Consider the following 21,978-nt stretch of genomic DNA (forward strand, 5'->3'; position numbering starts at 1 on the left):
TTAGATAACCTTATATTTTTTATATTATTGTATTTTTACACTCAATTCGTCTAATCTAATTTATTAGATACTAAAATAATCTAACTTTTATGATAACATATTACAGATTATTATAAAAGTATATAATAGATTTAATCTATATAATCAAATAATGTTATCTCTTCAAAAGATTCCTCTTCCTTTTCTAAATTAGATACAGTAACACCAAATAGTCTTATTGTTTTGCTAGTATCCTCAACATGTGTCAATAACTCAGCCGCATAAAATCTAATATCATCGTAATTTCTTATATAATCATTTACACTAAGACTCCTTGTTATAGTTTTAAAATCTTCAAATTTTATCTTTAAGGTTATTGTTTTTGCTACCTTATCCTCTTTTGCCATTCTTTCTGCAACCTCTTCACAAAGCTCATCTAAAATCATAACCGTTTCTGCATCGTCTATGTTTTTATTTTCGATAAGGGTAGTCTCAGCTCCTATAGACTTTCTTATTCTAGTTGTATTTACTGGTCTATTGTCTATTCCCCTAGCAAAATTGTATAGCTCTAATCCTCTATTTTTAAATATCTTTTCTAATTTTTCTAGACTAGTATTTCTCAAATCGTATCCTGTATTTATACCATTATTTTTTAGAACTCTTTCCGTCACCTTTCCAACTCCAAAGAATTTTTTTACTGGAAGTGCATCTAAAAATTCTTGTACATTATCCTCTGTTATCACAGTTAATCCATTTGGCTTTTGATAGTCTGAAGCTAATTTTGCAACAAATTTATTGTATGATACACCAGCAGATGCAGTAAGCCCAGTTTCTCTTTTAATATCTTCTTTTATTAGTTTCGCTATTATTGTAGCACTTTTTATTTTTTTCTTGTTTTCAGTTACATCTAAAAATGCCTCATCTAAAGACAACGGCTCTACTAAATCAGTATATCTATGAAATATATTTCTTATTTGATTTGATACTTCCTTATACACATAAAATCTTGGTCTTACAAACACTGCATAAGGACACCTGATATACGCTTCTTTACATGGCATAGCAGAATGAATTCCATATTTTCTAGCTTCATAGGAGCACGTTGAAACCACTCCTCTACCATGAGGAGAACCTCCAACTACAAGTGGCTTTCCTTTAAGAGAAGGATTATCTCTTTGCTCTATAGAGGCGTAAAATGCATCCATATCTATATGAATAATTTTTCTTTTTTTCATCTCTTATCACCTTTTAAAATTAATCTTCTATTAAAATATAATACTAAAATTAAAACAATGATACAAGCAAATACAAAACAAACGTTCTGTTATTTTCGAATAAATTTTTTCATAAAAAAACTGCTACAAATATTCGTAGCAGTTTAATATTTCTATTTAAGTTTTAAATTATATATAGTATAGATTCTGTGATGCAAATTCTGGATCGCAAGTTACATCTATTCCTATCTTTTTAAGTGTCTGTTCATCATCTTTAGTCATCATTACTGTTGAATGAGCCTGGCATCCTTTTAATTCAGATATTTTTCCAAGAGCATAAGCTGCACTAGGATTTGTTACCGCACATATACTTAATGCTTCTAATACTTCCTGACAACTTAAAGAATTATTTTTACTAGATAATATCTGAGATTTTAATTCTACTATTGGATCAAGTATTGTTCTTGATATTAAATGCATTTCATCAGGTATATTTCCTAAATGTTTTATAGCATTTAATATTAATGCAGCAGATGCATTCATTAAATCAGAACCACGTCCTGTAAGTATAGTTCCATCTTCTAACTCTATAGCCATTACTGGACACATATCGTTTTTATCTTCGCATTTTTCTTTTAATACACTACTGTATTCTCTAGCTGGATTAACAACTTTTCTATCTTCAGGTTTTAAGTCTAGTTCTTCCATTATAAATTTCATTCTCTGTAGTGCAGATTTATCAACCTGTCCTTTTTTATAGTCGCAAGCTGTGTTGAAGTATCTTCTTATTATTTCCTGTATAGATGCTTCTTTAACTACATCATCGTTTACTATTCCAAATCCGACTCTATTTACGCCCATATCAGTTGGAGACTGGAACATAGACTCTTTTCCAGTTATTTTTTCTATTATCTTTTTAAGAACTGGGAATAATTCTAAATCTCTATTGTAGTTTACTGCCATTTCACCGTATTTTTCAAGGTGGAATGAGTCTATCATATTAACGTCCTTTAAATCTACAGTAGCTGCTTCGTAAGCTATATTTAGAGGATGTTTTAGTGGTACATTCCAAACTGGGAATGTTTCAAATTTTGAATATCCAACTTCATTTCCTCTTTTATTTTCATGATATAACTGACTTAAACAAGTTCCTAATTTACCACTGTTTGGTCCTGGAGCAGTCATAACTACTATAGGTTTTGTAGTTTCTATGTATGGATTAGCTCCAAATCCTTCTTCACTTACTATTGTATCTACATCAGAAGGATATCCCTTTGTAGGTGCATGTTTATATACTTTTATTCCTCTTTTTTCTAATTTATTTATAAATACTGTAGTTGCTGGCTGACCTTCGTATCTAGTTATTACAACACTGTTTACATCTAGGTCATAAGATCTTAAATCATCTATTAATCTAAGAACTTCCATATCGTAAGTAGTACCAAAGTCACCTCTTACTTTATTTCTTTCTATATCACCAGCATATACACATATAACAACCTCTACTGAGTCTTTCATATAGCTTAAAACTTTTATTTTAGCATTTTCATCAAATCCTGGAAGAACTCTCTTCGCATGTAAATCTGCTATTAACTTTCCTCCAAATTCAAGATATAATTTGTCAAAATTATTTACTCTTTCTAGTATATATTTAGACTGTTCCTTTAAATATTTTTCATGATCAAAACCAATTTTCATATAAAGCACCTCTCATTCTTTCACCAAATATTTTGTTCGTACATTTACTATTCAAGTTTATATTATACAATTTAAAAATTTACATTTCAACATACATTTATTATTTCCCTAAGCTTTATTTAAATCAAGACATATATATTATAAATATTAAATTTTGACATTGTTTTCTCACTTAAATTTTTATACTTCAAACTCTCAATTTTTTAAATTTTAAATTTGATTTTTTTGTGAATTTAGTGAAATAATTATTTCCCAGAAAATATTTTTATTAAATATGAAATAATATAACAAATTGTTATTAATGCAAAATATATAATCCAATGAATAATTGCAAATAAAAAAAGATACGAAATTAATCGCATCTTTTTTGCTTTATTATAAATGTCTTTCTAAATCTATATCTTCATATTCTGATAATGTTTCATTAGATAATACTGTCTTTATACTAGACTGTGAATTCTTTTTATCAAATGCTGGTTTTGCTTTTGGCATAGAGATAAATTTACCTGCACCATTTATGCATCCACCTTCACACATCATACCTTCTATAAAGTTTCCTCCAGCTTTATTAACTTTAGAAAGAGTTAATACCTTTTTAGCTTCTTTTCCTCCAGATACTTTTACTGGTTTAAAATCTACATCTACACCTTTGTCAGCTATATAGTTTTCTATAGCTTTTGTAAGACCTCCTGCTGCACCAAATCCTCTACCGAATATAGAGGCTCCATCAGTATCTTCATTCTGGCATTTTGCTAATTCTATACCAAATCCTTCAAATAACGCCATCATTTCTTCAAATGTAAGTACATAATCAATAGCTCCAACTACATCTTTTCTAAATGCTTCTTTTTTCTTAGCTGTACATGGTCCTATAAATACCACTACAGAATCTGGGTCCACATTTTTTATATATCTTCCTGTCGCTATCATAGGAGATACTGTATGAGATATTTTATCTGCCATATCTGGGAACATTACATCTATATATGATACAAATCCTGGACAACATGAGTTTGTCATTATATTTGCGCCATCTTCCATTCTTTCAACAAATTCATTTGCTTCATGAACTGTAACGGCATCTGCTCCACAAGCAGCTTCGTACATATCTTTAAACCCTAATGATTTTATTGCATTTTTAACCTGACCATAAGTTATTATAGCAGGAACCTGACCTGTTATAGCAGGAGCAACAACTGCATATATATTTTTTTCTTTCTTTTCTAATAATCTAGCAACTGGTGCTATAAGACTTCTATCTGATATAGCTCCAAATGGACATGCAGACATACACGCACCACAGTTTACACATTTTTCCTCGTGTATTATTGCCTTTGATGTTTCTTTATTTATATCAAGAGCTCCTGTAGGACATACTGACTTACAAGGTCTAACCATTTCTGATATAGCATCATACTGACATGCCTTTTTACAAGCACCACAAGATTTACATTTATCCTGATCTATATAAGCTCTACCATTTATATAAGATATAGCTCCAAATTTACAAGCTTCTTTACATCTATGAGCTAAACAACCTCTACATAAATCAGTTACTGTAAAGTCATTTATAGGGCAGCTATCACAAGCTGCTTCTAGTACATATATTATCTGTTCTCCATCTTTTATGTTTATTTTTTCTGTATCTACTTTTTTATTTTCGCCATTTGGATCTAGGTCTAGCGCGATTCTAGCTCTTTCAGCTACAACTTCTCTTTCCTTGTATACACAACATCTATATATAGCTTTATCGCCTTTTATTATTTTATTTGGAATTTTATCTAGTTCCTTTTTTGTTATGTTGTTCTCTCTTGCTAGTTTTACTACTTCTACTAATACTTCATGTTTAAGCTTTTTTAATTGAGTTTCAAATTGAAGCACTAATATCCACCCCTTTTTTTACTTTATTTTCATAACTTCGAGTTTTATTATATCACAATAGATACATAATTGTCATTTTTTTATCAAATTTTAGATATTTTTAACATTTATTTTAATATTTCAAAACTAGCTTTTTCTTAATTTTTTTATTACCTTTATACAGTTTTCATACCAGTATATCTTTCCTTGCTTTTTATAGCTAAATCAGTTTTATATGATATATTTACTGTAATTCCAATAAATACCATTACTATACATTCTGCTACTAACTGACTAGCCCATATTCCATTTACACCAAATTTAGATGAAAATACAAATAAAACTACAGGCAGAATAACTACTGATCTTAAAAGCCCCATTATATTTGAGTATATTGTTTTCTCTATTGCTTGATAATAAATTGTCCTAGTTAGGTTAACTCCTAGGAATATATATGCTGCATTAGTCAGATTAAGACCTATAACAGCCATATCTATTACTTCAGGCGAATTAGAGAATATTCCTGCTATAAATCTACCGCATCCTGCATATACTAATGTCACTACAGCTGATACAAATATACACATTTTTATAGTCATATTATAGAAAGTAAGCATATTTTCTTTGTTTTCTGTACCAAAGTTGTAGCTTATTAATGGTTGAACACCCATAGTTATTCCCAATACTATATTGTATATATTAGATGTAGCATAGTTTATTATTGCATATGCTGCTATTCCACTTTCCCCAACAGTATTTGAAAGTGCAATATTGTGGAAGAATATTATTACAGAAAATGCTGCTTCTGCTAAGAAAGATGGAAATCCTATCTTCATAGCTTCAACGAATGCCGATATACCTATATTTGTCTTACCAAATGAAAGCTGACCATGTTTAAATATAAAATGAGATAGCATCATCATAAGTGCAATACTGTTTCCTATACCTGTCGCAACTGCTGCACTTTTTACACCCTGCTGAAGTACAAATATAAATATATAATTTAATATAATATTTATCACTGTAGCTGTCATACTGGCAACCATAGCTAGTTTTGGAGCATTATCATTTCTTAAAAAACTACCAAAAACAACCATAAGTACACTTGAAATACAGAATATAGAGTAGTATCTTAAATATTCAGCTGCTATAGGAACTAATCTTCCTTTTGCTCCAAGAAGTACAACTATAGCTTCTGAAAATACAACACATACTACACTAATCAACAAGCTCATTACTATTAATGATTTTATAACCTGTCTAAATATATTTACAGCCTTATCAGAATCTCCCTCTCCAAAATTCTTAGATACTAATGATCCTCCCCCAACAGCTGCCATATTAGATATACCTATAAAAATCATTATAACTGGTATAACTATATTTACTCCAGCTATCGCATCATCTCCTACACCTATCCCTAAAAACATACCATCAAGAACTGTATTAAATGATGCTACAAACATCGCCAACGCAGATGGAACTGTAAGTGATAAAAATTTTTTCTTCATTTCTCTCCTCCACAATATAAAACCTTTTTAACATACATATACTTCCTCCAACTTATTCCAAAAACAATCTATGCATGTTCTTTACAAAAGAAAAAGAATATCCGAAACGGATATTCTTTTCCACGACTTGTATTATATACCATTTTTATTTTTTAATCTACAATAAAATCAAAAATCTCAAACTAATTTTCTTTTGCATCTTCCATTACTTCTTTTATACCTTTAAATGTACCTAATAATCCAACAGTATCTGATGGAAGAACAAGTTTAGCTGATTCACTCTGACCTAATTTTTCTAAGGCTTCCATAGATTTTAATGCAAGCATATTGTCATCTATATCTGCTTCTTTCATAGCTTTAAATACTAAAGCTAAACCTTCTGCTGTAGCTTCCTGACTTCTTCTTATCATTTCAGCTTCTCCAGTTGCTCTAGCTATTGCAGTTTCTCTTATCGCTTCTGCTTCCCCTTCCGCTACTAATATAGCAGACTGTTTCTTACCTTCTGCTTCTCTTATCATAGCTTCTTTCTTAGCTTCTGCTCTAAGTATAGCTGACTGTTTTTCACCTTCTGCCTGAAGGATAGATGCAGATTTATTACCTTCTGCCTGAAGTATTGCTTCTCTTCTTTCACGTTCAGCTCTCATCTGTTTTTCCATTGCAACCTGTATATCATGAGGAGGCATTATATTTTTAAGTTCTACTCGATTTACTTTTATACCCCATTTATCAGTAGCTTCATCTAATATAGTTCTCATCTTAGCATTGATTATATCTCTTGAAGTAAGAGTTTCATCAAGATCTAATTCACCTATTATATTTCTTAAAGTAGTAGCTGTTAAATTTTCTATAGCTGATATAGGATTAGCTATTTCGAATACATACTTAACCGGATCAGTTACCTTGTAGTAAACTACTGTATCTATCTGCATAGTAACATTGTCCTTTGTGATAACTGGCTGTGGTGGGAAATCAACAACTAATTCTCTAAGGTCTATAATATACGCCATTCTATCTATAAATGGTACTAAGAAGTGAACCCCTGTTTTAGCTTCTTTTCTAAATTTTCCAAGTCTCATTATAATACCGACTTTTGACTGTTTTATAACCTTTACACAAGAAAGAGCTATAAGTACAACAGCTACAATTAGTACTAAATTTATTATCGTTTTTACTATTCCTGTCATAATGACACCTCCATTAATCTATTCCTTTTATATGTTTTTAGATAATCTAAAATACAAACTACTTAGTTACAACTAACTTAACACCATCTATTCTAACTACTTTTACTTTTTCACCCTTTTTATAAGTTACTTCTTTTTCAGATACGGCTGTCCATTTTTCACCTTCTAAATTGACGATTCCATATACTATATTTGATACATCTTTTTCTACAATAGCATATTTTCCAATAAGGGCATCTATATTAGTATTAGAAATATAGCTTTCGTCTTTTTTTACCATTAATTTTGTAGCTATAAAAAGCATTATACTTGAACTAACTCCAAATATTACTACCTGCATAGGAATACTTTCAACATAAGTAGTTAAAAACATAGTGGCTAATGCTCCAAAACTAAACCAGATCAATGTAAGTCCCGCTGTAAACACCTCTCCTATTCCAAATATAACGGCAACCGCTAACCAAACTAGCTTTATATTTATTCCTAAAAGCATATACACTCCCTCCTTTCAAGAATTATACTTTTTTTAATTGCTTTATCGTTTTCTTTTTTCTTATTATAGTACATATTTTGTTTTCAATGATTACAAAAAAGTATCAAGTTTTTCTAATTTTAATTAATTTTTTTAATTTTGTAATTTTTCCTTCTCGATTTACAACTTTATTTACAATATTTCAAATTCTTTCATTATATACGGAATTTTTTCTATAATATCACTTGCATTTACTGTATATTTATCTTCAGCTAATTTATCACCGATATATCCATGTAAATAAGCACCTACTACAGCTGCTTCAAATAAATTCATTCTTTGTCCTGCTAACGATGTTATTATACCTGTTAGGCAATCTCCCATTCCTCCATTTGCCATGGCACTATTTCCAGTCATATTTATATATGTAGTATATCCATCTGTTATAACTGTTCTATTTCCTTTTAAAAGTACTATTGATTTAAGGTTTCTAGCTGCTTCCTTAGCTGCATCTATTCTATTATTGTTTATATACTCCATAGAAAATCCTGTTATCCTAGATAATTCTGCTGGATGAGGAGTAATCAATTTATCAACTTTACTATTTTTTAAAATATCTTTATCATTTTTTAGACAGTTTATTCCATCTGCGTCTATGATCACAGGACATTTTGCTACTTTTAAAATATCTGCAACTATCTTCAATGTTGTTTTATTATCTCCCATACCAGGTCCAATTCCTATAGCATTGCTATTTTCAATAAGTTTTTTTACTCTTTCTTCTTCTGAATAATTTACAGTCATAGCTTCAGTAAATACTGTACATAATTTTTCCTGAACATCTGAATCACTTATAAGTGTAACTAAACCGCTTCCTGTTTTTACAGCTGATTCTGTAGCAATTTTTGCTGCTCCATAGAATCCTCTACTTCCTGCTACTATACTAACCCTTCCAAAATTTCCTTTATGTGCGTTCTTATCTTTCTTTTTTATAAATCTTTTAATTTCATTTTTACCGATTATAAATTCACTATTATGAAATTTATCTTTAATAGATTTTGGGACACCTATATCTTCTACTACGATTTCTCCAGTATAATCATCTGCTTTATAGTTTAAAAATCCTCGTTTATAAAACTCAAAGCTTATTGTTTTACAAGCCTTAGCTGCAATTCCCTTTATATCTCCTGTATCGCTATCTAAACCAGAAGATATATCTATAGAATATATTTTTTTAGAAAATTTATTCATAGATTCTATAGCTTCTGCAAATATACCAGTTACATCTCTCTTAAGTCCTGTCCCAAATATAGCATCTACACAAACATCTGTATTTTTTAACGACTCTTCTAAGACATTTATATTTTCGTCATTTATAAACGTCAAATTTACACCCATATTTTCTAAAATTTTAAAGTTTATAGAAGAACAATCTGTCAATTTTTCTTTTTTACCAACTAAAAATACATCTACTCTTTTGCCAAGTATGTATAATTTTCTAGCAATTCCAAGTCCATCTCCACCATTATTTCCAACACCGCATACAACAGTATAAGAATTGTTTTTATCTATATCCATGTTTTTCATAGCTGCATTTACAGCATTTTCCATCATTACAATTAATGGTATTTCAAGCTCTGTAACACAAGCATTATCCATATTTTTAGTAAGATTAGAAGTACCTACTAGCATTAATATCACCAATCTTTCTATTATTTATTTTTAAATTATACTTTTCAATATTATTTTACCATTTATTCAGAATTATTTTAATGATAGTAATTTAATCCTCCTCATCATCATCGTCGTCATGATCATCATCTTCTTCATCATCGTTATCGTCGTCTGATTCATATTTTTTATTAGAAGAATTAGAGTTAGTATTATTATTTTTTCTATTGCTATTTTTATAGTAATCTTCAATTTCATCTATATCATCGTCGTCATCATCTTCATATCCTTCACTTCTGTCTTCTAATTCATCAAGAATTTCTTCTCTTAAATATTCGTATTTTCCATCTTTTAACATCTGATTTAATCTATCCATTGTCATTCCTTCGATATCGTCTTCTTCTATCATCTTCATAGCTGCGTACTCGCCCATTGAAATTTCAGCATTTTGATTCATATTAACCTGATTTTTATCAACTCTTACATACATAATATTTAATCCTTTAAATTTCTGACTTATAAGATTTTTTATTTCTTTTTCATAAGCTAAATCCTCAGCATCTTCAAAACAAAGTCCAACTAATACTCTTCCATTTTTATTATTTTTAGAATCCCGTTTTATTTGTTTGTACAACTGATCTAAAACCATTGAAAAATCGTCATCATCTGATATATCTAGGCTTCCGTTTATTAAAGATGTAGAGTTCACTTTTTTATTTTTATCGAGATTAAGCTCCAAGCTGCTTCCATTTTCATCAAATGATACAGTAGCATAAGATTTTGGAGAAGATGTATATATAACTGTTCCTACTATTATTGCTATTGTTGCAGCAACACTAACCAATCTCTTGTAAATTCTACTCATATTATTCTTGCTTTTTTCCTTTTTTTCTTTAAAATCTATAATATTTGATTTCTCTTCATTTTCTTTGCTCTGGTCAGATAAAATTGTATTTTCTTCAGTATTGTATATATCTTCTTCTAAGAAATATATCTTATCTCCAACCTTCATTCCTTCTTTATTTTTTATTCTTAAAAATTCTGATTCGTTAGTCACAACTATCGAATACTCATCCTTAACTTCTATAATAATCCCTTTGTATAACATAATTATCTACCTTTCTTTATCCATAGTTTTAAATTTCTATATCCTCTAAATAGTATAATTATAACTGTTATAATAAATAACTTGCTCTTTCTAATTACTTTTTCGCTTACATCAAACCTGTCAGACATATTTTTTATAGGTAATCTCTTTTTCACAAACATGAAATCAGTTATATCTTTTTCTCTACTCGATTTTTCAGAAATATCTATCGCTTTTTCTCTTGTATCTTTGTGCTTTGGAGCTTCATTTACAAGTTCTTCAAAACCAAAGCCAAAATCGTCTATTTCCTCTTTTAATTTTTTTATCTCGTTTATTGTAAATTCTCTATTTAAATCATCTTTATCGTGATCTTCTAAATTATCTACTAAGTCAGTACCTCTCTCTTTATAGTCTTCTATAGATTTATTTTTAATGTGTTTATTTTCCTTTTCAAAGAAGTTTTTTAGTCTGCTTTCTATTACCAGGCTTGAAAACGCATAAAAATCTCCTCTGCTTTCCTTGTACTTTTCTATAGCTTCAACAAAAGCCATCATTCCAATACTATACTCGTCATCATTTTCTATAGAAACATATCTTCCTGTAAATTTACTTATACACGAGATTATAAACGGTATATGTTTTTCTATAAATTCCTCAGTTGCTTGAGGCTCTATTATTTTTTCATTTCCCATAAAATCATATCCTTCTCTTTATAAAAAATTTTATTTTGAATTCTGCTATCTAACTCAAGATAATATTTAAATTTTATTATCGTTAGAATATTATTATTTATTATATAATACAATATTTTTTCATAATTTAGGTAAGTTTATTGTTATATTTAAATTCAATTTTAACTAATTTTCTAAAAATTTTTCAAGATTTTTATTCATTACAAGATAATAGTATTTTCAATACTTTCAAGTTATTTATTTTAGCAGTAAATATATCAAATTTTCTAAAAACTTAAAAAAATTTTAAATTTTGTGTTGACAGAAAAAAATCTCTGAGCTACAATAAGAACCATAGAAAATGAATTACAAAATTTTCAGAAAAATATTTCAAATTTTTAATTATTAAACGAAAGGGAGAGAATGTTATGAAGACTTTAAAGAATAAACAGAGACGATTTTATTTTAGCCACTATTAGATCGGTTTGTATCGATTCCATGCGAATAGGTACAGGCCGTTAGGATTTTACGACTGTATCTATGTTGGCTAATTTTCGATTTGTTTGTTTTGTAAAGTTTTTATAAAATATATCGGCCACATAGAGCAAATACTATGTGGTTTTTTTACATCTATTTTTATATAAATTGTTTTTATATGAATATTGAAGCCGCATAGAAATATAAACTATGCGGCTTTTATTTTTACAATTTTCACTTTGAAAGTTTAGTTATTAAAAAAAGTTTAGTTATTAAAAATAAAAATCAAAAAAATTTTTAAGAGGAGTGTTTGAATTTATGATTTCAGTAGTTACACAAAGTTTAATTTTAGCAATTATGGCGATTGGGGTATACATTACCTTCAAAATACTAGACTTCCCAGATATGACAGCAGATGGAAGTTACACAATGGGAGCAGCAATATCAGCAGCAGCACTTGCAGGAGGATTAAATCCACTAGTTGGAGTACTACTTGCAGTAGTTGGAGGAGCTTTAGCTGGAATGGTTACAGGACTTCTTCACATAAAAGTAAAAATCTCAAATCTATTATCAGGAATACTTACAATGGGAATGCTTTACTCAATAAACCTTAGAATAATGGGAAAATCAAACATCCCTCTATTCACATTCCCTAACCTATTCAAAGGAGATATACCTCCAGTAGTAATAGCACTTATATTCGTATTAATAGCAAAAATATTATTAGATTTATTCTTAAAAACAGGACTTGGATACACATTAAAAGGTGTTGGAGATAATGAACAGATGATAAAATCACTTGGAATAAATATCGGAAATATAAAAATACTAGGACTTATGATATCAAATGCTTTAATATCTCTATCAGGAGCTCTAATGGCACAGTTCCAAGGATTCGCAGATGTAACAATGGGAATTGGTACTCTAGTACTTGGTATAGCATCAATAATAATAGGACTTACACTATTCAAAAAAATAAGAGCTGTCAAAGCTACAACAGCAATACTAATAGGTGCTTTCATATACCAGTTCACTATCTACTTCGCATTAAACTTAGGAATGCTTTCTACAGATCTAAAACTTATAAGTTCACTTGTAATAGTTGCATTCTTAGCAGTAGGTAATCTTCAGTTAAAGAAAAAAACAGCAAAAGAATAAAATTTATATTAAAAATACAGATAGAATTAAAACATAAAAAAGGAGAGATAAAAATGCTACAGCTTAAAAAAATAACTAAAACCTTCCCAAATCCATGTGGAGATGACAATACAGTTTTAAACAAACTTTCAATAGATATACCAGACGGAGAATTTGTTTGCATAGTAGGTAGTAATGGTACTGGTAAATCTACTCTATTAAATATAATCTCAGGATTATTAAAAGAAACATCAGGACAGATTTTATTAGATGGAACAGATATCAGTAATCTTCCTGAACATAGAAAAACTCAGGTAATCAGTAGAGTTTTCCAAAATCCAAGCTTAGGAACTTGTCCTTCTATGACAGTTAGAGAAAATCTTTCTCTAGCATTAAACAAAGGAAAACTTTTAAATCTTAGAAAATGCCTAAGACATACAGATGATAAACTTGAAGCTTTATTAGAAGGCATATCTCTTGATTTAAAAAAATTCCTTGATACTCAGGTTCAGTTCTTATCAGGAGGACAAAGACAGTCATTATCGCTAATAATGTCTTGTTTAGCAGATCCAAAGGTACTACTACTTGATGAACATACAGCAGCTTTAGATCCAAAAACATCAAATGAGGTAATAGCTCTTACTAACGAAATTGTTAGAAAGAAAAACATAACTACTCTTATGGTTACTCATAACTTAAAACACGCTCTAGAATACGGAGATAGACTTGTTATGCTACACAAAGGTGAAATAGTAATGGATGTTAACGGCGAAGATAAGAAAAAAATGACTGTTGAAGACATTTTAGAAAAATTCGAATACGCTGTATAAAAAATACCAAATCAAATCAAAAACTAAAAAAACGGAGGAAATTATTATGAAAATCAACAAAAAACTAATCGCACTTATAACTACAGGAGTTTTATCAGTATCAATGCTTACTGGATGTTCTGGTGGAGGTGAATCTTCTTCGAATGAAGTTAAGAAAGTTGGTATAACCCAGCTTGTAGAACATCCTTCTCTTGACCAGACTAAAGAAGGATTCATAAAAGCACTAGAAGACAACGGATATAAAGACGGAGAAAATGTAGAAATAGACTATCAGAATGCTCAGAACGATAATCCTACTTCTCAGACAATAGTAAGTAATTTCGTAAATGATAAAAAAGATTTAATATACGCAATATCTACTCCATCAGCTCAGGCTGCATTCAACGCTACACAGGATATACCTGTACTATTCACAGCTGTAACTGATCCGGTAGAAGCAGGACTAGTAAAATCTTTAGATAACAAAGATGGCGGAAATGTAACAGGAACATCAGACTTCCTTTCAATAGACAAAACTATGTCTTTAGTTGAAAAATTAACTCCACAAGCTAAAAAAATAGCTGTTATCTACTCTACAAGTGAAGTTAACTCTAAGGTTCAGGTTGATTCTTTAAAAGAATACGCTAAAACTAAAGGTTGGGAAGTAATAGAAAAAGGAATCAGCGCATCTTCAGAAGTAAATCAGGCTATAACTTCAGTTGTTGGTAAAGCAGATGTTCTTTATGTTCCAACAGACAACCTAGTTGTATCTTCAATGCCTATAATAGCAAAAGTTGCTAATGAAAATAAATTACCTATAATAGCATCTGATGAAGGTTCTGTAACATCTGGAGCTCTTGCTTGTGGTGGTGTTGACTACTATCAGTTAGGATACAAAACTGGTGAAATGGCAGTTCAGATATTAAAAGGCGAAAAACAGCCTTCTGATCTAGCTGTAGAAACTATGGACGAACCAGTTATAACTATGAATGAAGATACTATGAAAACTTTAGGCATAGAAAAACCAGCTGATATGGACGTAAAACTTGTAAAAACAGAAAACTAAGATTTATTTATATAACGAAAAACAATTTAATAAATTTTCAAAAAACTCTTGACACTATGCATTTTATATTTTAGAATATATACAAGTTCAAAAGATAATCAATTTTCAGTAAATTAAAAGAATTGTAAAATATTATTTCAAGAACTAATAAATTATAACGAATGAAAAGGAGAAACTATCATGAAAACTAGACTTTATTATTACTATTATAACCTATATATTTAGAGGCTGTATCTAATAGAAACACTTTGTACAGATACAGACCTCGGTAAATACAATCCAGGGCTTTGTGTCTGTGCAGGTTATAATAAGTCGATTTTTATGAAGTTTCATTACTTATATATAAGCCGCATAGATCGAGTATTATGTGGCTTTATTTTTTATAGTAATATAATAATCAATAAAAGCCATGTAGTCTTAAACTATATGGCTTTTATTTTTTCCCTGGAACTCGAATCATAGCATTAAAAAATTAACCATACAACTAGAAACTTCAAATACAATAAAACAAACTTGGAGGAAAATAAAATGAAATTAAATAAAAAATTATTATCTTTAGTATTATCATTAACATTAGGAGCAACATTACTTACAGGATGCTCAGGTAGTGGTGAATCTTCAGGTTCATCTAATGAAGTAAAAAAAATAGGTATAACACAGTTAGTTGAACACCCAGCACTTGATCGGGCAAGAGAAGGATTTATAGAAGGACTTAAAGAAAATGGTTTTGTAGAAGGAGAAAACCTAGAAGTAGATTTCCAAAATGCTCAGAACGATAACCCTACTTCTCAGACAATAGCTAGTAACTTTGCAAATGATAAAAAAGACTTAATATTTGCAGTATCTACTCCATCTGCTCAGGCTGCATTAAATGCTACTCAGGATATACCAATAGTATTCACAGCAGTTACAGATGCAGTTGAAGCTGGACTTGTAAAAAGCAATGAATCATCAGAAAATAATGTAACTGGTACATCTGATGCAATACCAGTAGATAAATCATTAGAACTAATAAAAAAATTCGTACCAGATGTTAAAACAATAGGTGTTGTATGCAACACAAGTGAAATAAATTCTAAATTACAGGTAGATGCTTTAAGAGAAGCAGCCGAAAAAGAAGGAATAAAAGTAATAGATAAAGGTGCAACTCAGGCAAATGAAGTTAACCAGGCAGTTGCAGCAGTTGCAAAAGAAGCAGATGTAATATTCGCTCCTACAGACAACTTAGTAGCATCTTCAATGCCAATAATAACTAAGGTAGCAACTGAAAACAAAATACCAGTTATAGGTTCTGAAGAAGGACATGTTGAAAATGGTGCACTAGCTTGCAACGGAATAAGCTACAAAGAACTTGGTAAAAAAGCTGGAGAAATGGCAGCTCAGATACTAAAAGGTGAAAAACAGCCTTCTGAATTACCAGTGGCTACACTAGAAGAAACTGAAACAATAATAAACAAATCAACAATGGAAACACTTGGAATAAAAGATCCTCAGATAGAAAACGCAACATTTAAATAAGAATTAAAAATGGCTGTTGTAATATTTACAACAGCCTATTTTTATGTAGATAATCGCAATTATTTGCTCTCCAGGCTTCAGCGCCCCACCCATTAATATAACACATTTAAATGTTGTGGGGCGCTTCCAGATTGTCGAGTTCAATTTCTCAGAAAAGCAAAGACTAAAAAAGAGACTACTGAAAAATTTTCAATAGCCTCTTTCTGTATATCACTATTTTGTTCCTGTAGATCCAAATCCACCTTCTCCTCTTTCTGAGTCAGTTAATTCTTCTACTTCTACTACATTTACTTCATATATTGGTTTTATTACCATCTGAGCAATTTTCATATGTTTTTCTACAACAAAAGTTTCTTTTCCATGGTTTATAAGTATTACACCTATTTCCCCTCTGTATCCTTCATCTATTGTGCCAGGAGTGTTTAATACTGTTATAGAATGTTTTAAAGCTAGCCCACTTCTTGGTCTAACCTGAGCTTCTGTCATATGAGGAAGCTGTATTGCTATTCCAGTTTTTATTAATCTAGTCTCCCCTGCTGGTATTTCAACTTCAGAAGTTGAGTAAAGGTCCATACCTGCATCACCTTTGTGTGCAAAATTAGGTATTATCGCATCTTCATTTAATTTTTTTATTTTAAGTTCAAACATGTGTTCCCTCCATTATTGAATATTTTCTACATTTATTATATACTAAATAGGTATAATTTGGTACATAATTAAAGTATAGAGATATATACAAATTTTTAAAATAAATCAAAAAGGTGGCGAGTAGATGAAATTAATACTGGCAGAAAAGCCGTCAGTAGCAAAAACTATAGCCTCTTTCTTAGGTGCTAAGACAAGAAATCAAGGCTATTTTGAGGGAAATGGATATATAGTTACATACGCTGTTGGGCATTTAGTTTCCCTTTACGATGTTAAAGACTACGACAAAGAAAAATACTCTGGCTCTTGGAAAATGGAAAACTTTCCTTTCATTCCGCCAGACAAATTTAAGTTTAAAGTAGATAAAAGTAAAAGAGATCAGTTTAATGTAATAAAATCTCTTCTAAAAAGAGATGATATAGAATATATAATAAATGCAACCGATAATGATAGAGAGGGAGAACTTATAGCATTTTTAATTTTCTTCCTTATAAAGCCAAAAATACCAATTAAAAGAATACTTGTAAACGAATGGACTCCAGAAGATATAACTAGAGGTATGGAAAATCTTAAAGAAAACAATGAAATGCTAAATCTTCAGGCTGCTGGGTACACTCGTCTTATAACAGATTGGCTAATTGGAATAAACTTTACATCAGTTGCTACTTTAAAATACGGAAACGGAAAAATGTTAAACATTGGTAGAGTTATCCTACCTACAGTTAAATTAATATACGATAGAGATATGGAAATTAAAAATTTCGTTCCTAAAACATATTACGAAATAGAAGGAAATTTCAAAGCTAAAAACGGAACTTACAAAGGTAAGTATATATATAAAGGAAAAGAAAGTAGAATAGACGATTTAGAAGAATGTAAAAAAATAGTATCTGAAATAAATTCAGATAAAGGTACTATAAAAGATAAAAAGGTTACAAATACCAAAGAATACGCTCCAAAGCTATTCTCTCTTACATCTTTACAGGGGTATATAACTTCTAAATATGCTCGATTTACTTCTGATAAAGTCCTTAGTGTATGTCAGTCTCTTTATGAAGGGAAAGGAAAAGGGGGATTTATCACATATCCTAGAACAGATTCTATCTATTTAGAAGAAAGTTTAGCTTCTAAAGCAGAACAGACTTTAAATAAAATAAAAGAAAATCTTCCTTATAAAGATAAAATCAAATTTACTAAGACTAAGAGAGTTTTCGACTCTTCAAAAGTAGACAGCCACAGTGCCATAATGCCTACCTATATAATACCAACAGGACTTAATGAAGACGAGATGATAGTATACAACGCAATTAGAGATAGATTTGTCGCAAACTTTATGCCTCCTGCAGAATTTGAAAATACCGACATAAAAACAGATGTCGACGGAAAAATATTCCAAACAAAAGGAAAAGTACTAAAATCTAAAGGATATCTTGAAGTTTACAATAAGCAGGATAAAAACGAGCTTCTTCCATTCGTTGAAAAAGGTGAAGAAGTCGATGTACTAGGTGCTGCACCAGTTGAAAAGCAGACTACTCCACCAAAATCATACACAGAAGATACACTTCTAAAAGCCATGAAAAACTGTGGTAAAAATGTATCTGATGACGATACAACTGTACTTTCTGGATATTCAATTGGTACCTCAGCTACTAGAGCTGATGTACTTAAAAAGATAAAAGATGTAGGTTATGTTAAAAAGAAAGGTAAATCATACTATATAACAGAGCTTGGAATAAACCTTGTTGAAATCTTCCCTGTAAAAGAGCTTCTAGATGTCGACTTTACAGGGAAACTAGAAAAAAGTCTGAGCGATATTCAGAAAGGACAATTTACTAGAAAAGAATACCTTAACAATATCTGCTCTTTCGTGGTAAGAAGTGTCAATACTATGAAAATGGATTCAAGAAAAAATATAAATCCAGAACACTATGTTTACAGTACTAAATATAAAAAATACGTCAAAGAATCTTCTTTAAAATCTATGGAAGAAAAAAGTAAAGCTAGTACTAAAACTACAAAGGCTAAAAAATCAGATTCAAGCTCAGCAAAAACATCTTCTTCAAAATCCACTTCAAAAGATTCTGGAGAAAAACAGAGCTTAGGAAAATGTCCAGTGTGTGGTTCTGACGTATATGAATACGAAAAAGGGTTCTTCTGTGAGAACTACAAAGATTGTAGATATGGAATTTGGAACGAAGATCAATGCTTTAAAAAGTTTAAAAAGAAACCTAATAAAACTTTGGTAAAATCACTGCTAAAAAAAGGTGAAGCTAAGGTAAAATCATTTACCGATGCAAATGGAAATAAATTTGACGCTATAGTTAAATATCAAAAAAATCCAGCCAATGGAGCTTATGGTTGGATAATAGAAAGAATATAATTATAATAACAAACCAAAGGCGATTGAAATCTTTCAATCGCCTTTTATTTAGTAAATACTTAATACTGATGTATAATCAGGATCTTTGTATAGATGGTCAAAGTATGAGTGTGCAGATATATATCCAATTCCCAATTTTCCTTTATTTTCGTCTATAACCTTATACTGATCCATAGCCTTTTTAACTCTATATCTTTCATTTTCAGTTTCTGATTTATAGTATTCTCTTTTTTCTTCAGGTATATTTTCTATATATTTAGGTTTCATAAAATATCTAGTATCTTTGATTTTATGCTCCTGACTAAGTTTTTTCAAGACTTCTCCGTTTTTTCTGTGCATTATATGATCATCGTATTTATAATGATGTGCTACATGTGTAACGCTTCCTAATTCTTTTTCAAATTTTAATGCTGTTTTTTCCATAAGTTCGTAATGTGTTCCTGGTTTATTATCTTTATCTGCAAGTATTATTATATTCTTATCTTTAACACCTAATTCAGATAAAGCTGCTTTAAATTCATTATTTCTAAGTTCTTCCTTTTCTTTTCTAGAAATTCCTTTAAATCTGGGATTTCTTAAAAATACATTTACTCCTGACCCATCTGAAACTAATACAACGTATACGTTGTCTGCTCCACACTGCTCTATTGCTTTTCTAATTGCGCTACCTCCCCACAAAACTTCATCATCCTGATGTTGTGGATAAAATACAACATGTTGTTTAAAGCTTTTGTTTGATAGTTTATCAATTATATTATCTTGAGCACCTAAAGCCGTATTCACTATTCCTAAAAACAAAATTGAAAGCATACTAAGAATTATTTTTATTTTTTTATTTTTCATATTATCACCTCTAGTATTCTTTATTTTGTAAACAAGTTATTGTTTTGCTTTTGCCTATACTAACATACTTAATTATTTAATACTAGGATATGGCTAATCTTGTTATAATTTGTCATAGTTTGGGGTGATTTTTTAATAATTTAAATCAATTTTGTATTATTATTTAAATTTTATATGAAGTATTATATTAAAATATAACAATTTTGTATTTTTTAAAGCAGATTTGTAACAAAAAAAAGATGCCTTAAATATCAGACATCTTTTGATTTTGTTATTCAATTATATACTACTTAATTTATTTTTTAATTAATTTTCTTTAAGATATAGCTATTCTCTTCACCTTATTCCAAACTTTTTTGTATCTTGGCTCTACAGTTTCTTTCATAGCACAAATTTTGTCTGCCATACAAACTAGCCAAGCTTCTTTTGTTTTAGGTGGTACTGGTGTCAGTGGAAACATATGCTTCTTGATTATATCCTCTTCTATTTCTGAAATTTCAAAATCTCTCATAGCATTTTTTAGAGATTTCATTGGATGGAAGAATCCATGCCATTTATGACTATCATCCTTTTCATGCCAATCGTATAAAAAATAATCGTGAAGCAACGCACCTCTGATAAGTGCTTCTTCGTCTACATCTATATTAAATTTTTCAGCAAGATCTAAGCTCTTTTTAGCAACTAATACACTGTGTTCATATACAGAAACATCTCCATGCTGAATAAAATTTTTAGTTTCTTTAAATCTACCTTTTTCCTCTAATATTTGTATCATGTCGTTTATTTTTTTCATAAGCATGCCCCCTTTGTTCATACTTATATTAACACTTTTTCCTTAATTATCTCTAAAGTTTTTATAAAAAATAATTAATTATTGTAAACTTATTTTGATTTATTTTTCATCTACTTCTTTTTCTTGTTCTAGCTTTTCTTTATCTAATTTTGCATAATATTCTTTAGCTTCTTTATCTGCTTTTTTAACTTTTTCAACTAAATCATCCTTATAAATATCATCGTAATTAAAGTTTATTATATTTAATTCACCATTAGGCACACTCCCTGTTTCGGTCTTATTATGTCTTAAAGTCAAGTCTATAGCTCTAAAAGGAGCACCTGCCTCATCAAATTCTTCTCTAACATACTTTAAAATATTTGCCGCATTTTTAGGACTAATATCGTCAGTTTCAATATAAATAATTATATGCCCTACTGACTGCCCTAATTTTCTAATATCATAAAGCTTATCCACCTCTAAACTCTCTTGAACCATAGCATACTCTGGTATATCATCATATTCACTTTCATAATCTATACTATTTTTTGTACGTATTTCTAGTGTTCCATAGTATATATCACCTTTATATTTAAGCATTATCTTTTCTAAAATAGGATCAGTTAATTTTCTATATTCATCGTTTAACCTATCTGCAGTATTGTATCCATCAGTTATACTAGCATAATCATCATATTCTAGTTTTCCAAACATATTAATGCTCAAGTTAAATTTACTATCTATGCTACTTGGTGAGCTTATTCTAGCATGATAATATCCATCTTTAAAACTATAAACAACATCATCTATCTGATAATCCTTGTTTTTATACTTTGTTTTTAATATTTCTTCGGCAGTGTTTTGAGCAAGCATCTTTGAAACTGGATTTCCCATAAATGCATTTGCAAATCCAGCAAGTACTACAATCATCAGTATAGCAACAACAACCGCTAATCTTTTCCAAAATTTTTTAGTCATATTCAC

Annotated in this window: 18 protein-coding genes; 5 read left to right on the forward strand and 13 right to left on the reverse strand. The window is 29.8% G+C overall.

Features of this window, described 5'->3' with window-relative positions; genetic code table 11:
* Positions 1 to 131: 131 nt before the first annotated feature.
* The 9 genes from dinB to DWX74_RS02220 all read right to left on the reverse strand — a co-directional run bounded on the left by dinB (position 132) and on the right by DWX74_RS02220 (position 11,368).
* Positions 132 to 1,214: a DNA polymerase IV gene (gene dinB, locus DWX74_RS02180; protein ID WP_118548494.1), complete on the reverse strand. Its 1,083-nt coding sequence runs from the start codon at positions 1,212 to 1,214 to the stop codon at positions 132 to 134.
* A 168-nt stretch (positions 1,215 to 1,382) separates the two neighbouring features.
* Positions 1,383 to 2,891 (reverse strand): DUF1846 domain-containing protein, encoded by a 1,509-nt coding sequence (locus DWX74_RS02185; protein ID WP_118548495.1) that lies wholly within the window; start codon positions 2,889 to 2,891, stop codon positions 1,383 to 1,385.
* Between the two features lie 375 nt (positions 2,892 to 3,266).
* The gene (locus tag DWX74_RS02190) at positions 3,267 to 4,772 is read right to left on the reverse strand and encodes a 4Fe-4S dicluster domain-containing protein (protein WP_118548496.1); all 1,506 of its coding nucleotides are present in this window, start codon (positions 4,770 to 4,772) and stop codon (positions 3,267 to 3,269) included.
* Positions 4,773 to 4,927: 155 nt separating this feature from the next.
* Positions 4,928 to 6,262: an MATE family efflux transporter gene (locus DWX74_RS02195; protein ID WP_118548497.1), complete on the reverse strand. Its 1,335-nt coding sequence runs from the start codon at positions 6,260 to 6,262 to the stop codon at positions 4,928 to 4,930.
* Between the two features lie 182 nt (positions 6,263 to 6,444).
* Positions 6,445 to 7,446 carry an SPFH domain-containing protein gene (locus DWX74_RS02200; RefSeq protein ID WP_118548498.1) on the reverse strand — a complete coding sequence of 334 codons (1,002 nt, stop codon included), beginning with the start codon at positions 7,444 to 7,446 and terminating at the stop codon, positions 6,445 to 6,447.
* Between the two features lie 58 nt (positions 7,447 to 7,504).
* Complete coding sequence (locus tag DWX74_RS02205; protein ID WP_118548499.1) at positions 7,505 to 7,939, reverse strand: NfeD family protein; 435 nt, start codon at positions 7,937 to 7,939, stop codon at positions 7,505 to 7,507.
* A gap of 171 nt (positions 7,940 to 8,110) precedes the next feature.
* Positions 8,111 to 9,610 (reverse strand): NAD(P)H-hydrate dehydratase, encoded by a 1,500-nt coding sequence (locus tag DWX74_RS02210; protein ID WP_118548500.1) that lies wholly within the window; start codon positions 9,608 to 9,610, stop codon positions 8,111 to 8,113.
* Between the two features lie 91 nt (positions 9,611 to 9,701).
* Positions 9,702 to 10,697 (reverse strand): anti-sigma factor domain-containing protein, encoded by a 996-nt coding sequence (locus DWX74_RS02215; RefSeq protein WP_118548501.1) that lies wholly within the window; start codon positions 10,695 to 10,697, stop codon positions 9,702 to 9,704.
* Between the two features lie 2 nt (positions 10,698 to 10,699).
* Positions 10,700 to 11,368: a sigma factor gene (locus DWX74_RS02220; RefSeq protein WP_118548502.1), complete on the reverse strand. Its 669-nt coding sequence runs from the start codon at positions 11,366 to 11,368 to the stop codon at positions 10,700 to 10,702.
* 774 nt (positions 11,369 to 12,142) lie between these two features.
* Here DWX74_RS02220 and DWX74_RS02225 point away from each other — a divergent pair.
* The 4 genes from DWX74_RS02225 to DWX74_RS02240 all read left to right on the forward strand — a co-directional run bounded on the left by DWX74_RS02225 (position 12,143) and on the right by DWX74_RS02240 (position 16,354).
* Positions 12,143 to 12,982, forward strand: a complete 840-nt coding sequence (locus DWX74_RS02225) for an ABC transporter permease (protein ID WP_118548503.1) — start codon at positions 12,143 to 12,145, stop codon at positions 12,980 to 12,982.
* Between the two features lie 53 nt (positions 12,983 to 13,035).
* Positions 13,036 to 13,791, forward strand: a complete 756-nt coding sequence (locus DWX74_RS02230) for an ABC transporter ATP-binding protein (protein ID WP_118548504.1) — start codon at positions 13,036 to 13,038, stop codon at positions 13,789 to 13,791.
* A 46-nt stretch (positions 13,792 to 13,837) separates the two neighbouring features.
* Positions 13,838 to 14,836, forward strand: coding sequence for an ABC transporter substrate-binding protein (locus DWX74_RS02235; protein WP_118548505.1), 999 nt, complete (start codon positions 13,838 to 13,840; stop codon positions 14,834 to 14,836).
* Positions 14,837 to 15,364: 528 nt separating this feature from the next.
* Positions 15,365 to 16,354, forward strand: coding sequence for an ABC transporter substrate-binding protein (locus DWX74_RS02240; RefSeq protein WP_118548506.1), 990 nt, complete (start codon positions 15,365 to 15,367; stop codon positions 16,352 to 16,354).
* Positions 16,355 to 16,567: 213 nt separating this feature from the next.
* Here DWX74_RS02240 and dut read toward each other — a convergent pair whose 3' ends face one another.
* On the reverse strand, positions 16,568 to 17,002 hold the full coding sequence (gene dut, locus DWX74_RS02245) for a dUTP diphosphatase (RefSeq protein WP_118548507.1): 435 nt from the start codon (positions 17,000 to 17,002) through the stop codon (positions 16,568 to 16,570).
* Positions 17,003 to 17,126: 124 nt separating this feature from the next.
* On the opposite strand from dut, the gene DWX74_RS02250 reads away from it, so the two are divergent.
* Positions 17,127 to 19,379 (forward strand): type IA DNA topoisomerase, encoded by a 2,253-nt coding sequence (locus DWX74_RS02250; protein WP_118548508.1) that lies wholly within the window; start codon positions 17,127 to 17,129, stop codon positions 19,377 to 19,379.
* 48 nt (positions 19,380 to 19,427) lie between these two features.
* Here the strand turns inward: DWX74_RS02250 and DWX74_RS02255 are convergent, their stop codons facing one another.
* The 3 genes from DWX74_RS02255 to DWX74_RS02265 form a co-directional block, all read right to left on the reverse strand.
* Positions 19,428 to 20,222, reverse strand: a complete 795-nt coding sequence (locus DWX74_RS02255) for a PIG-L deacetylase family protein (protein ID WP_118548509.1) — start codon at positions 20,220 to 20,222, stop codon at positions 19,428 to 19,430.
* A 316-nt stretch (positions 20,223 to 20,538) separates the two neighbouring features.
* Positions 20,539 to 21,015, reverse strand: a complete 477-nt coding sequence (locus tag DWX74_RS02260; protein WP_286164147.1) for an HD domain-containing protein — start codon at positions 21,013 to 21,015, stop codon at positions 20,539 to 20,541.
* 99 nt (positions 21,016 to 21,114) lie between these two features.
* The gene (locus tag DWX74_RS02265; RefSeq protein WP_118548511.1) at positions 21,115 to 21,972 is read right to left on the reverse strand and encodes a YfjL-like protein; all 858 of its coding nucleotides are present in this window, start codon (positions 21,970 to 21,972) and stop codon (positions 21,115 to 21,117) included.
* Between the last annotated feature and the right edge of the window lie 6 nt (positions 21,973 to 21,978).

Origin of the sequence: Peptoclostridium sp. AF21-18 (genome assembly GCF_003478825.1) — a bacterium.
GTDB lineage: Bacteria > Bacillota > Clostridia > Peptostreptococcales > Peptostreptococcaceae > Peptacetobacter.